We start from the raw sequence: 13,644 nt of genomic DNA, 5'->3' as shown, positions 1-13,644 counted from the left end.
AAGAAAATGTTGAGTAATCAATATTAACAGAAACTTACTGAATAGTGAACAAGATGTTAAGTTTAACGTTTTACTTAAATAATGAAGTCAGTATAGGGGTTATTTTTTAGAAAGTTCTTCATTTTTAATTTTTGAGATAAGTTCTTGTCTCACTTGTTCTGTGATTCCATATTTGGGTACTTTCCAACCAAGAGAATTGTAATATGAAATAGTACTTTCTATGCTTTCTTTAAAGTCAGTGAGTTTTATCTTGAGATCTTTCTTTAGTTTTTGCGTGCTATATGTAAAATGATCTCCATCTTCCCATAATGGCATATCTGTCCATTGTTTGATATTATTTCGATACAAAAAATCGGGTGCTGCGTTTATTTTATTAGGAGATTTGTTGAGTAATTTTTCTGTATGCTCAACAATCTGTTTTATAGAAGTTTTTGGAGTTGTCATCATATTATAAATACCTGTAAACGGTGTTTCTATGGAAGCAATAATAGTATTTACAAGATCATTTACATACGTTATAGAAAATACCCGTTCCCCACGATCAGGTAGTAATAATGTTTGATTGTGCTGTACTTGATATAACCAATAATAAAAACGATCTGTATGATCATAAGCACCATACACAAGCGCAGGACGAAGCATAATATAGTCTTCTGTGAAATTCATTAAAATACGTTCACATTCGGCTTTACGGTTTCCATAAGATGCTGGCGTTCGATCTGTACGTTGATTATCAGTACAATTTAGTATAGGAGCTGTTTCATCTCGCATATCAACTTGATTATTGGTGTCATCATACACTGAACAAGTAGAAATCAAAATGTATTTTTTAAATTTACTTTTTATAGAATTCAATACATTTACAAGTGAATCAGGATAGTAACAAGATACATCAATAACATAATCCCAATCTTCATTTTCAATTTGACGAACATCATTCGTCTCTCTGTCTCCTTTAATTTTTTGTATATCAGGAAATATATCTGCTTGTGTTTGTTGTCTGTTAAATAGTGTAATGTCATACTTATTTAACTTTTGTAGTTGTTGAACAAGTGTACGTCCTATAAATTGTGTTCCGCCAAAGATGAGAATTTTTTCCATGCAAAAAAGATACTATATTTTGAATTACTATAATATTTGATCATTATCATATTTCAAAAAAATAAATATAGCATTCATGCTGAATGGAATGGAAGTGTAAATTCCTTAAATTTGTTAGTAACCAAAAACTAAATCTTGTGAAATCAATCATAACCATTTTCGCTATAGCATTAACATTTGTAAGTTGTCAATCTAATCAAAAAGACATCACTTTTCATCCTTCGCATTTAGCAGAACGTCAAAATACACCTTTTAGTGCGGCAGTTGAAACTGAAAATTTATTATTCTTATCTGGTCAAATAGGAAAAGATCACAAAAAAGGAGTTTTAGTATCAGGAGGAATAAAAGCAGAAACCAAACAAGCATTAGAAAACATAAAAGCAGTATTGGCGCAACATAATTCTTCATTAGATCGTGTAGTAAAATGCACGGTAATTTTAGCTGATATTAACGATTTTAAAGACTTTAATAGCGTGTATGTGCAATACTTTCCAAACAAACCTGCACGTACAACATTTGCTGCTGGCGGACTTGCAATTGGCGCAAAAATTGAGATTGACGTGATTGCTGCGAAATAAAAAAGCAACTCAAAAATAAAATAAAGCAGCATGACAAACTAAATTTATCATGCTGCTTTTTCATCTCTTAATAGGTTGATTACCAAGAAGTACAGTTGCCACAATTAGAATAGCTAATTGTCATGGGTCTTGGATCTTTTGTTGTTGAAGGTGGAGGTAGTGGAATGTCTGTAATAGTAACTACTGTTGATTGTAATGTAGTTGGTAAACCACCTTTTACTTGATTTGTCTGTAAATCAGAAATTGTTAATTTTTTTAATTGTAATCCTGAAATGATTTTCTGTTTTTTCATTTTCAGTGCAAAGAAACATACAGATAGATTTTTGTGTAATAGTTGAAAAGCTATTTTACGAAGATGTAAACACCTTTTTATTCGGGGAAAAATCCCTTTTGAATGCAATTTTAAAAAATAACGTCATTTTTTTTGTAACATATTTTTAAAGTTGATACTTACGGAGCAAATAGAAATTAATTGAACACTAAGATCTATTCAGCTGAAAAGTCTTTTGTGACTAAAAAACAAAAACATGAAAAAATTAACTGTAATCTGTTGCTTTATTATAAGCAACTTTTTAGTAAATGCACAAGATCAAAAACTTGAAAATTCGGTATTGTGGAAAATTGAACACAAAGATTTAGCAAAACCATCTTATCTATTAGGAACGATTCATATTTTATGTGAAGATGATTTTTCCATTCCTGAGAAAGTGACAAAAGCTTTTAATGAAACTGAAAATTTAGTTTTAGAAGTAGATTTATCAAATACAGAAGCATTAGTAGAAGCGCAACAAAAAATGATATCTTCTGGAAAGTTGACTGAAAAATTGTCCCAAGAGCAACAACTATTTTTAGATAGTTTATTACAAAAAGAACTAAAGATGACATTAGAAATGGTGAATAACTATTCGCTAATGGCAGTATATAGCCTGTTGACTCAGCAAGGCTTAAACTGTCCTACTAAAAAAATGTATGAGTTTGAGTTGATTAATCTAGCGCAAGCAAAAACTAAACCAATTGCTGGATTAGAAACTTTAAATGATCAACTTGATTTCTTCGCGAAAGCGTACCCTAAAGATTTTTTATGGCAACAAATAGAATTGTATTCAGCATACAAATTAATGTTTAAAGACATGGTAAAACACTATAAAAACGAAGATATTAGTACATTGTTCGCAGGTATGAAAGACGAACGTTTTTTTAACAAAAATGCTGAACATTGGATGTTAACGGTTCGCAATACAAATTGGATTAAATTAATGCCAGATATGATGAAAAAACAATCGAACTTATTTGCTGTTGGAGCAGCACATTTAGTGGGAAAGAATGGCGTTATTGAGTTGTTGCGAAAAGAAGGGTATAAAGTAACACCTGTACTTTAAAAATAAATGTATTGGAATTAACCGAACAAGAATTTCTAAAAGCGATTACAATCCATAAAGGGATTATCCATAAGGTTTCTCGCATCTATTTTGAAGATGCGATTGACCGAGAGGATTTGGTGCAGGAAATTATTTTACAGCTTTGGAAATCGTTAAAGTCATTTAATGGAAAAAGTCAGTTTTCGAGTTGGATGTATCGTGTGGCACTAAATACGGCAATTGTATTTTTTAAGAAAGACAAACGAAAGCCTGATGCTTATAAAATGCCTGCAGATGTACAACTAGCACAAGAAGACTATTCTGATGAAAAAGAACAGCAATTGGCAGCTTTTTACAAAGCAGTTCAGGAATTAAATAAAATTGAGAAAGCACTCATATTTCAATTCATTGAAGGTTTTTCAGGAGAAGAAATAGCTAAGAATTTAGGAATGTCCACTGTAAATGTACGTGTGAAATTAAACAGAACAAAGAAAAAATTAAAAGAAATTATAAAACTACAGAATCATGGATTTTGATAAAATAAAAGAATTGATGGACGACGAAAATCAAGATGATTTTCAATTGCCAACCAGTTTAGAAAACTTAAAAGAAAGCCAAATGCCAATTGCTAAGATTCGTAAAACGATGAAAGGCGAAATTGTTACGCAATTAGTATGTATTGTCGTCTTTTTTGCTTTTCCAGCGGTTATAAAAATGGAAGAATTGCCACGAGCTGTTTACCTAATTTTAATGTTTGTTACCAGCTTAATGACTTTAGGGTATTTGGCAAAAATGATTTGGTTTTTACGTAGAACCTCAAATGTAGGACAACAAACAAAAGAGACTATTTTGAATTTTATTCATGATATAAAACTCACGATGGAAGTATATAAAACAGGAATTATTGCAGGTTCATTATTATTACCAATTTCAATGGCAGCAATTTTAATGGGAACTTTTCATCTTGAAACCGCTAGTTTTTCAGAATGGTTTTTATTGAAAATGCCAACATCTACACTGTTATTAGTGATTTTTGGATACTTACTTTCAGGCGTTTTTATTTATTATATTACGGTATTATGGGCAGATAAATTGTATGGTATACATGTGCGAAAACTAGAAGAAATTTTGAAACAAATGGAAGAGTGATTTTTGGGATTCAACTTCGCGAGTTAAAATGTTGATGTTCCTTCGTTAGAATTTAAAATTTTAGTTTATTTACTTTACGTCATTCTGAACTTGATTCAGAATCTCACATACTATTATATGAAAACTAATATTTAGTTTTTCTAAAAATCTATAAGCGAAGTATATCTATGACTAAGAAGCAACATATTTTTTATAATATGCATACAGTTCTTCAGGTGTTGCGCCTTTTGATTTTTTAATGTGAATCATGGCAAAATGATATTGCAATTTCCAAGTTCCTTTTACTTTGTATTTTCGAGCAGAAGTTTTGACACTTTTCGGAATGATGGTGAAGTTTTCTTTTTCGTATAAACGATTTATAAACTCGCAATCTTCATAAATAATATACGATTCGTCAAAGCCACCTAAAGATTCAAAAAGTAATTTTTCAATAAATAAAGATTGATCGCCGCCACGACACCAATTGACATTAAAACGTGTGAAAAATTGTGAAACTAATAATACAGGATGCGGATAATCGAACTTCATACGAAAACAGCCAACTTTGTTTCCTTTTGTGATTTCCTGAAGAATATGATCGTCAAAATACTTTGGAGGAAATGTATCTGCATGCAAAAAATACAAAACGTCTTTCGTGGCTTTTTGTGCACCCAAATTCATTTGTTTTGCACGGCCTTTTTCAGAAGAAAACAATTGTATTTGAATGGTAGGTTTTTCCGTTTCAAACAATGAATCTACACATCTTTTTTTGCCCGTAAATTGTTGTTTGTGATATTTAGAAATAAAAGAAGTTATAATTTCTACAGTTGCATCAGTACTTCCACCATCAATAAGTAAAATTTCATGATATGTATATTTCATTCGATCCAATAACGTTTCTAAATGCTGCGTAATATGTTGCGCTTCATTCAGAATTGGTATGATAATAGAAATATTAGGTTGTTTCATTACTTTGTATACGTAACTTTTGGTTTGACGGTTTTTATATCATTTTATGCTATACCTGTCAAATGGTAACTGAGTTTATCGAATGGTAACTGAGTTTATCGAAGTTCATTCAAATTCCAGTTATAATCTTTATAACTCTTTTTTGCGTTTGCGTTAATTTTGATGTCGCTATATTGGTTTAAAAAATCAATTAAAGAACCATTTTGCTTAAAATCTTTTGAAAACCACTTAAAGATTTTAGAAATCTCAATTTTGTTTGCTGCGATTGTATTTCGTTCAGAATCTGCTAAAAATACTTTGGTAACTTGTGTCAATTGTTGTTCTAAATTTTCAGTAGAAAAAGCTTCGTTTAATAAAGGAGGACATGAAAAAGAAGCACAATTAATAGCAAAATGAATTCTAGGTTCGTTCATTTTACGAAGAATTTTATGCTCTACTTCATTTAAATTATACCACTTCTCACCTAATTTCCATAAACGTTGATCCCAAGGTTTTTTGATGTCTTTGATACTTTTTAGCGGATAACTTCTCAGAATTAAATCTACTGTCATCGAATTATAGGCATTAATCCAATACACTAATTTATCTTCCTTTGACCAAATATCTGTTGGTGTGTTTTCTCCTAAATATGTAATGTATGCACGCAATTTTGAATGATCTGTTTTAAGACCTTTATAGTTTACATTTCCTTGCTTTGAAACATGTTTTTGAAGTAAATTATTCCAAGCAGTATGATTAGAAGCTATTTTCTTTTCTTCATCTGCAGCAATTTCTACAGTTACCGTTTCCCCATCATTAGTTACATAACCGTCGGTAGTTCCTTTTTTAGTTTTTGAATTTCCGTTAAAAATGATTGAATCTTTTACTGTCGTAGTGAATTTTGCATTTTTGATAAAAAGAACGCTGTCAGTCTTTTTAATATGGTTGTTTTTGTTTTGAAAAACGTTTAAGGAATCATTTTCTGCAACTTTATCATATTGTGCATTTACAGAATCTATAATTGCTGAGTTTGCAGTAGGAGTTGTTGTTTCTTTAGGCATATTCTCAACTGTTTTTTGCTGTGTTCCACAAGAGATTATTAAGAATGTAGAGAAAAGAAGTATGGTGTATTTCATTTTATTCTTTTTTTAGATTAATAGGATAGATTTCTTGTTGAATGAAATCTTGTGGAAACAATTCATCATTTGTAAAACCTAGTTCAATATCGCGACCATTTTTAGGAACGTAATTCGTTTTAAATATATAATCCCAAATACTTAAGGTTAGTCCAAAATTTACACCATATCTTACAGGAAGCTCTTTACTATGATGCCAAATGTGCATTTTTGGATTGTTGAAAATGTATTTTAAAAAACCATAATCCCAGCCTAAATTTGCATGATTTAAATGTCCGACAGCAATAGTAAAGAAGTATACAAAAGCAACATGATTTACGCTAAATCCGCCAATAATCGCCATTGGAATGTACAACATTGATTTGTATACAAGCGTTTCCATCCAATGGTAACGTAAATGTGCTGCAAAGCCCATTTCCTTCACAGAATGATGCACTTTATGGAAATTCCATAAAAAGTCAACTCTGTGCAGCATTCTATGTGTATTCCATTGTACAAAATCTGCAACTACGAAGAAAATAATCAAACCTAACCACGTTGGTAAATTATCAACATCAAATAATTGAAAGCTATCAATAGATAAATCTATAAGTCCTAAAATATCATTGAAAAATGCAGCAGCTGTATTTGATAGCGCAACAAAAATGATGAGGTTAAAGATGAAAAAATTGAAAAACATATAGAACGTATCTAACCAAAAATCTTTTCGAAAAATTGATTGGTTATTCCGCCAAGGAAACGCTATTTCTAACACCCAAACAATCAATGAAATTACAATTAAACCATAAAAATAGTTTTCCAAATTTTGAAAAAATACTTGTCCTTGAAAGTAATTCCAATAGTCGCTATACGATTGTTTGATGATGTCGATATACTTTTCCATAGGCTAACAAAGATACGGATGATTCAAGTTAAAATTGATACTTTATTCCAAATTGCGCTTTCCATCGAGAACTTTCAGTATCTACAACCCAAGGCGTAGCATCTTCAATATTAAACTGATATGTAGGCTGGTTGTTTTCTATCCCTTGAAAATTTAGTAAACTAAAACTTGAGTTCACCACATTTGGTACAAATACAAGTTTCCCCCAATTTCTATTGACTAGGTTCAACACATTAAAAACATCTAATGAGAAGCTGATTCTGTGCGTTCCTTTTAAATTTAAACCATATTCAAAACGTGCATCTAATCTGTGATTCCAAGGTGTTTTTGCTCCATTTCGTTCGGTATATTGTCCACGACGTGAACGTAAATAATCATTGTTATTGATATAATTGTTTAAATTTTCCCATTGTTCTGCTGCTGTTGTAATCACAACTCCATTACTATCTGTAATGTCAACTAAATTAATTTCACTTTGATCGTTTGGTACATATACCAAATCATTTCTAGAAGAACCATCTCTATTGACATCTCCTTGGTTTACAAATGAAAATGGACTTCCAGAAGTTCCATTGTACAACATAGAAACGAGTAAATCACTTTTATTTGAAATATTGAATTGATAACTGTGTGAAGACACAATTTTATGACGTAAATCAAAGTTAGAAAACGATAAGTCAGGATTATTTGAGTTTATCGATTGATTCCACTCAAAGTTAGCAGCAGGTGAGTTACGAACCGTACTTGAAATATCTTTGCTTTTTCCATATGTGTATCCAAGAAAACCGTTGTATTGATCTGTTTTTTTAGATAAACCAAGTGTTAAGTTGTAACGATATCCTTTGTTTGTATTTGTCAATAAAAATACATTTGTAAAGTTCGGATTGATTTTGATAGCCTCTCCAGTTGATGTAAAATACGAACGATTATCAGCGCCAGAAAATGTTGCAGTTTCGTTTTTTCTATTAATCGATTTGAAGAAAATTCCATTGATTACATTCGTATAACTTCCTTCTACAGTTAATCCGAAATTGTTTGGTAGCTTAAAATCAATTGCCAAATTACTTTTCCATTCACGTGGTAAATCGAAATCGTTATCAATTAAATTGATTTCTGTTAAACCAGGTTGTTGACTTGCCAAATCTTCTACATTTTCAACAATTTGTGTTTCTCCCGTTGGGCGAATATCTACATTGAAATAATCCGTTCCCGAGATGTATTCAGCGTAAGCGAACCATAAATACGGAATACGACCTGTAAACAATCCGGTTCCACCGCGAATTTGTATTTTTTTACTGTCGTTGATATAATAGTTAAAACCAATTCTTGGATTGATTTGTGGTGTTGCATTAATCGTGTTTTCAAAACGACTAAATTCAGGTGTGTTTTTAACTTCATCACTTACAGGTAATTCATCTAATAATGCTTGACTATCTAAACGGATTCCTGCAGAAACTGTTAATCGATCATTAAAGCGAATACGATCTTGTGCATAAAATCCTGTTGTTAAAATGTCTAACGTTGCCGAAGGTGTATTGCTTACAAAATCAAAATTATTATTGGAAGTTCTGTACACACCACGAATTCGTGAAGGTCTGTCGTTGATAAAATTCTCGACAGAATTATATTGCCAACGCCCGTTCCAAGCAGATAAAAACCCGTAATCGATATCGTTGTATTGCAATAATGCACCTAAAGTAAATGTGTGTTTGTCTTTTGTGTACGTAAATTTATTTGTGATTTGAAACGTATTTAAATCGGTATTGTACACCGAAGCTTCTCGGTATGTACCTGCAAATATTCTGTTAGAAGCATCTTGAATAAGCAAATGTGGAAATACACGTCCGTCAAACTCTCTGTCTTCTGTTACTTTGTTATATCCAATAGACAATACATTTGAAGTATTGTTATTAAAGTTTGCATTCCATTCGGCTGTTAAACTATTTGCAATACTATTGTGTCGATATCCTTGATTTCCAAAGTTGAAAATAGATTCATTCCATTCTAAATTATCTGAAAAACTATTTACATAATTATTACGGAGCGTCAGTTTATGTTTGTCTGAAATATTATAATCTAAACGTGCAAAAATTTTGGTGCTAGCTGTTTTCAGTTCTGCATTTGTAAATGTTCCGGGGTCGTAATTATAACGTGATTTTAAGGTTTCAGAGATTAATTGAACTGTTTCAAAATCAATATTAGAAGTTGCACTTCCGGGCGCGTTTAAAACAGGTAAACTACTTAATGATTGTTCTACATTTACAAAGTAAAACAGTTTGTCTTTTTTCAGCGCGCCACCAATACTTGCGCCCACTTGAATGTCATAAAAGTTGTCTACTTCTTGTCTTGTTCCATCGGCATATTTACCCACTAAGCTCTGATTATTTCCAAAGCCATAAATAGACGTTTTTGTCGTATTTGTCCCGTTTTTAGTTACCAAATTAATATTAGCTCCAGTAAAGTTTCCAATACTCACATCAAAAGGCGTGGTTTTTACAGAAAGCTCTTTGATGGCTCCAAAAGCAATTGGCTGTGTTTTGGATAAACTTCCAGGTGTACCATTTGCGGAAGATCCGGCGGCACCACTTGCAGGTTCTTGAAAACCAACCACATCATTGTTGGCAACTCCGTCAATGTTTAAGTTGTTAAATCGATTACTTGCACCAGCAAAAGAGTTTAAGTTTGCTTCGGGAAGCGTTCGGGTTAAATCTTGAATACTTCTGCTAATCGTCGGTGTTTGTGTGATTATCTTTTTAGAAATGAGTTGTTCATTATCTTTTTTTAGGTTTCTTCTATCAACACTTAAAACAACAGCGTCTAAGGCTTCGTCTTCTTCTTTTAGAGTGAAGTCTTTCGTCGTTGTGGCACCAAGATTAATGATGATATTTTCTAATATTTCTGTACGATATCCTAAAAAACTAACTTCAATTTTATAGGTGCTTCCAGGCGGAAGATTGTTTACTAGATAATATCCAGATTCTTGAGAAATACTTCCGTATTTGAAATTTGTTTCGGTATCTGTAATGATAATATTGGCAAAAGCAACAGGTTGATTTTTGGTATCATTTATTTTACCTTCTAAACGACCTGTAGTTTCTTGTGCGCTTAGTATTAGGGGAAAAAGAAAGCATAATAAAGTTATGCGTACTAACGTGTAATTCATGTAATAATTTGATATTCAGTATTAGAGTATTTAGTCTCAAAACTCCTTTAAAACTTACAGGTTTAATGTTTTTTTTAAATATATTTATGGTATGATAAAAAAAATTCTTTTAGGTATAGGTTCGCTTGTTTTGGCTTTATTAATTTTTGGTTTGCTTCCAATATCTTCTTTTGTTAAAGATGAAACCGCAAGTGATACTATAATTGTTGTCGGATCAATTTTAACAGCATTAGCTATTTATAAATTTCTGAGCTCGAAACTTATGAAATAATATTTTTTTGATTACCTGTAAAGTGATGTGATTATTGATTTTGTTGGGTATCATTATTTACTTCTATCCAATAATCGTCAGGATCTTGAAAATACACTTGTTTTATTCCATCTTTTCGGATGTAATCTTTGTTTGACGTATTGCGCCAATCAGAATATGGAATGTTTAATTCGTTTAGAAACATTACAAACGCATCAAAGCTTGCAGTAGTTAGCGCAAAATGAACCGCTTTGTTGGTTTTTATTTGTGCATCTGGACGTGGAATGAGATGCAGTTGTTTTCCATTGCCAATTGCTAACCATCTCGTTGTAGAGTTGGAAGCTGTATTTTCAATTTCTTTGAGTTGGAAAACCTTTTGATAAAACGCAACAGATTTGTCAACATTTTTTACGGAAAGTGCAATATGATTGAATGAAAACGTGTGCATTTATGAAAGTTTAAACGAATTTAGTGTCAAATATCCTAATTATAATAGTTTTTAGCTAATGTATATCAACATATTCTTTACCGTTTTTGTTGAGCCAACCTTTTTGTCCGTTAGGCAATTCAAATCTTGCAAAAAAACCTTGAAAAGCATCTAGTTTTTTAAAACGCCCATTTTGATGAATTCCATAGTAGCCATATACATTATCTTTTTTGTAACAAATATAGTTTCCAACACGCTTAATTTCATCTACTGCGTTGAGTATATATGATGTTGGATTTCTAATATCTAGCATACTATATTTCCCATTATTTAATGCGGCAATAATATATGAATAATGATTTGTTATTATTTCTTTTTTTTCATTTTCAAGAAAGTAGATATCTTTTATACCGCTTTTTGAAATACTCAGTGTATCTAATGAGAATTCATGAATGAAAGCAAATGTATCCGCACGTTCTTCTATTTTTAACATCATTTCTAGTGTTAGTTGTGGCATGTAAGGTGGCGTATGATTTGAAAGCGTATAAACTTCAGTAGTATCATTAGACAATGGAATACACTTTAGTTTATTATGTTGAATAATTTGTAAGTTGTATCGATTGTTGTTGTTATGATAAGCAGCTTGCAGATTTGGTAGTTTCAATTTTTTCAATGTCTGATTGTACACATCGTATTTTTCATTTTTAATCCCAATAATAAAACTTCCTAGAATAATAGAATCGTAACTTTTATGCAACACATTTTCGTCACGATAGTTGTACAAATATTTCTTTTTCTTTTTAGTTATGATATGATAGTATTTGTCGAGTTGAAATAAGTGTGATGAAATATAGCGTAGTTTTTTACTATCGTATATTGGAGTATATGACTGTGTTTGGATGAAATCTAAAAGTACGATACCTAGACCTTGATAGCGTGTCCAAACTTTTAAAACCAATGTGTCTTTCTTAGGAATGATATAGTTCTGATGAGTTTGGTTTATAAGCGTCAAAATTTTTCTCTTACCTTTTAGATTGATAAATGTAAACGGTAGTACATCCAATTTATGAGATTTCCATTCTTTCTTTCCAAGATCATTAATCTCGGTATGAAATTCTTCTAAAATGAAAAATTCTTTATTGAATTGATATAGTTCATATTTGTGATTTCCTATATAAGCAACGAACTTTTTGTGTTGTAGTTTGTCAAAATCATAAGGAACAATGTCTGCAACATTTTGTAGGTTATTTGTTTTGCCCGAAAATTGGCGTAATGATATATCTGCAATTATTTTTCGTCTATATAATTTAAATTTTTCACTAAAAACTGTGTATGTGTTTTGGCGTGTGTGTACACTTATAAATCTTTCTTTTAGAGGAATGTAATGTGCTGCTTTTTTTCTCTTTAATACTCTTGCTTCTTCAGATATAGTTTGCCCAATAGTCATGTGTGAAGAAAGTAAACAGAAAAATATACACAGAAGTTTTTTCATTTTGTTACGTTTTGTGAAACAAAACTAAGCGCTTCTATATTACTAGGAAATGACCAATACGCAAACAGCACAATTCAATGTGTGAACTGTGCTGTTTGTATAGTTTGGTAATTATTTTTTATGTTTTTAGTACTTCTCGATACTATTTTTTCATTTTATTTCTAAAAATCACTCAAAATGACATTTTGAAGTAATAAGAAGATTAGCAACATCCGCCACCATCATAATGATATGTAGAACCAGAAATGAAAATATCATCTCTTCCTAAATCAGCTAAAGCTTGGGCTGTTTTGTCACAGATAGCAATTGGCTGATTTTTTAATAGAATGTGTCCTTTTTCATCATCAAAATAGTCTTCTGTACCAAAATAGATAGCTGCTTTACCTGTAAAGATACATGGACCATCTTCTGGCATTGGATCTTTTATAGCTGCAACTTCAATTGATTCGATATAGATAAGTTCGTCTGTTGGGTAATTTTTCGGATCCAAAATACGATAGGGTTTTCTAGCACGAATTTCAATCGTTCCAAACCCTGCATCTGTCAACATTTTTACATATTCAGCAATTGGTAAACTTCCACTTAGGCATAATGCACGTAAACGTTCATCGTTACGAAGCGTTTCGTTCATTGGTTGCTCGCAAGTTGGATCGCTCATCACAAGTCTTCCATGTGGTTTTAGTACACGATGCATTTCGGCAATTGCCTTTTTTAAATCTTCTGTTTTAAAGATATTGAATAAACAGTTTTGAGCTGCAACATCAATACTATTATCATCTACAGGTAAGTTTAAAGCGTCTCCTTTTCTAAGGTCTACAAACTCACTTTTGAACCAATCGTTTTGTGCTTCCGCTTCAATGAAATTTTTGCGAGATGCTTCTAACATTTCATCTACTACATCTAAACCAATAACACCGCCTTTTTGACGATTGAAATATGCAAATTGCAATAATTCCATTCCGCCACCAACACCAACATATAACATTGTTGGATTGTTTGTTAAATCACGGGCATGTACAGTACTTCCACATCCATAATTCATTTCTTGCATGATTGTTGGAATTTTTAAACCTGGCAATTCCCAAATAGGATTGGTTGTGCAACAAAGTCCAACATCAGGGGTTAAAGCCGCTTCTTTGTATACGTCGTGTGTAGTTTCTAAATAACTCATTAATCGTTT

The 13,644-nt window shown here is 31.5% G+C and carries 14 protein-coding genes; 5 read left to right on the top strand and 9 right to left on the bottom strand.

Annotated elements, in window-relative coordinates:
* Positions 1-99 precede the first annotated feature (99 nt).
* Positions 100-1,101 carry an NAD-dependent epimerase/dehydratase family protein gene (locus tag Q0828_RS00885; RefSeq protein WP_298416886.1) on the bottom strand — a complete coding sequence of 334 codons (1,002 nt, stop codon included), beginning with the start codon at positions 1,099-1,101 and terminating at the stop codon, positions 100-102.
* Positions 1,102-1,238: 137 nt separating this feature from the next.
* On the opposite strand from Q0828_RS00885, the gene Q0828_RS00880 reads away from it, so the two are divergent.
* The gene (locus tag Q0828_RS00880; protein WP_298416883.1) at positions 1,239-1,679 is read left to right on the top strand and encodes a RidA family protein; all 441 of its coding nucleotides are present in this window, start codon (positions 1,239-1,241) and stop codon (positions 1,677-1,679) included.
* Positions 1,680-1,758: 79 nt separating this feature from the next.
* Here Q0828_RS00880 and Q0828_RS00875 read toward each other — a convergent pair whose 3' ends face one another.
* The gene (locus Q0828_RS00875) at positions 1,759-1,971 is read right to left on the bottom strand and encodes a hypothetical protein (protein WP_298416881.1); all 213 of its coding nucleotides are present in this window, start codon (positions 1,969-1,971) and stop codon (positions 1,759-1,761) included.
* Positions 1,972-2,206: 235 nt separating this feature from the next.
* Here Q0828_RS00875 and Q0828_RS00870 point away from each other — a divergent pair, with 235 nt between their 5' ends.
* From Q0828_RS00870 to Q0828_RS00860, 3 genes are read left to right on the top strand one after another with little or no spacing between them, the layout of a single operon-like run.
* A complete protein-coding gene (locus tag Q0828_RS00870) occupies positions 2,207-3,058 on the top strand; it encodes a TraB/GumN family protein (RefSeq protein ID WP_298416880.1) in 852 nt (283 codons plus the stop codon).
* Positions 3,059-3,069: 11 nt separating this feature from the next.
* Positions 3,070-3,573: an RNA polymerase sigma factor gene (locus Q0828_RS00865; protein WP_298416878.1), complete on the top strand. Its 504-nt coding sequence runs from the start codon at positions 3,070-3,072 to the stop codon at positions 3,571-3,573.
* Positions 3,563-4,186 carry a hypothetical protein gene (locus Q0828_RS00860; protein WP_298416877.1) on the top strand — a complete coding sequence of 208 codons (624 nt, stop codon included), beginning with the start codon at positions 3,563-3,565 and terminating at the stop codon, positions 4,184-4,186. The genes Q0828_RS00865 and Q0828_RS00860 overlap by 11 nt, the downstream gene beginning before the upstream one ends.
* Before the next feature lie 171 nt (positions 4,187-4,357).
* Here Q0828_RS00860 and Q0828_RS00855 read toward each other — a convergent pair whose 3' ends face one another.
* The 4 genes from Q0828_RS00855 to Q0828_RS00840 form a co-directional block, all read right to left on the bottom strand.
* The gene (locus Q0828_RS00855) at positions 4,358-5,134 is read right to left on the bottom strand and encodes a TIGR04283 family arsenosugar biosynthesis glycosyltransferase (RefSeq protein ID WP_298416875.1); all 777 of its coding nucleotides are present in this window, start codon (positions 5,132-5,134) and stop codon (positions 4,358-4,360) included.
* Positions 5,135-5,229: 95 nt separating this feature from the next.
* Positions 5,230-6,249, bottom strand: coding sequence for a DUF547 domain-containing protein (locus Q0828_RS00850; protein WP_298416874.1), 1,020 nt, complete (start codon positions 6,247-6,249; stop codon positions 5,230-5,232).
* A 1-nt stretch (position 6,250) separates the two neighbouring features.
* Positions 6,251-7,132: a sterol desaturase family protein gene (locus Q0828_RS00845; RefSeq protein WP_298416873.1), complete on the bottom strand. Its 882-nt coding sequence runs from the start codon at positions 7,130-7,132 to the stop codon at positions 6,251-6,253.
* 28 nt (positions 7,133-7,160) lie between these two features.
* Entirely contained in the window at positions 7,161-10,295 is a 3,135-nt protein-coding gene (locus tag Q0828_RS00840) for a carboxypeptidase regulatory-like domain-containing protein (RefSeq protein ID WP_298416872.1), read from the bottom strand.
* 91 nt (positions 10,296-10,386) lie between these two features.
* Between Q0828_RS00840 and Q0828_RS00835 the strand changes: the two genes are divergently transcribed.
* Positions 10,387-10,566 (top strand): hypothetical protein, encoded by a 180-nt coding sequence (locus Q0828_RS00835; RefSeq protein WP_298416871.1) that lies wholly within the window; start codon positions 10,387-10,389, stop codon positions 10,564-10,566.
* A gap of 31 nt (positions 10,567-10,597) precedes the next feature.
* On the opposite strand, the gene Q0828_RS00830 is transcribed toward Q0828_RS00835, so the two are convergent.
* The 3 genes from Q0828_RS00830 to arsM form a co-directional block, all read right to left on the bottom strand.
* The gene (locus Q0828_RS00830) at positions 10,598-10,993 is read right to left on the bottom strand and encodes a VOC family protein (RefSeq protein WP_298416869.1); all 396 of its coding nucleotides are present in this window, start codon (positions 10,991-10,993) and stop codon (positions 10,598-10,600) included.
* Positions 10,994-11,048: 55 nt separating this feature from the next.
* Positions 11,049-12,464: a hypothetical protein gene (locus Q0828_RS00825; protein ID WP_298416868.1), complete on the bottom strand. Its 1,416-nt coding sequence runs from the start codon at positions 12,462-12,464 to the stop codon at positions 11,049-11,051.
* A 202-nt stretch (positions 12,465-12,666) separates the two neighbouring features.
* Complete coding sequence (gene arsM, locus Q0828_RS00820) at positions 12,667-13,635, bottom strand: arsenosugar biosynthesis arsenite methyltransferase ArsM (RefSeq protein WP_298416867.1); 969 nt, start codon at positions 13,633-13,635, stop codon at positions 12,667-12,669.
* Positions 13,636-13,644 lie beyond the last annotated feature (9 nt).

The sequence above is a fragment of the uncultured Kordia sp. genome (genome assembly GCF_947496985.1).
GTDB lineage: Bacteria > Bacteroidota > Bacteroidia > Flavobacteriales > Flavobacteriaceae > Kordia.
Note: the sequence above shows the minus strand (reverse complement) of the source record. Positions and strands in the feature narration are given on the sequence as shown.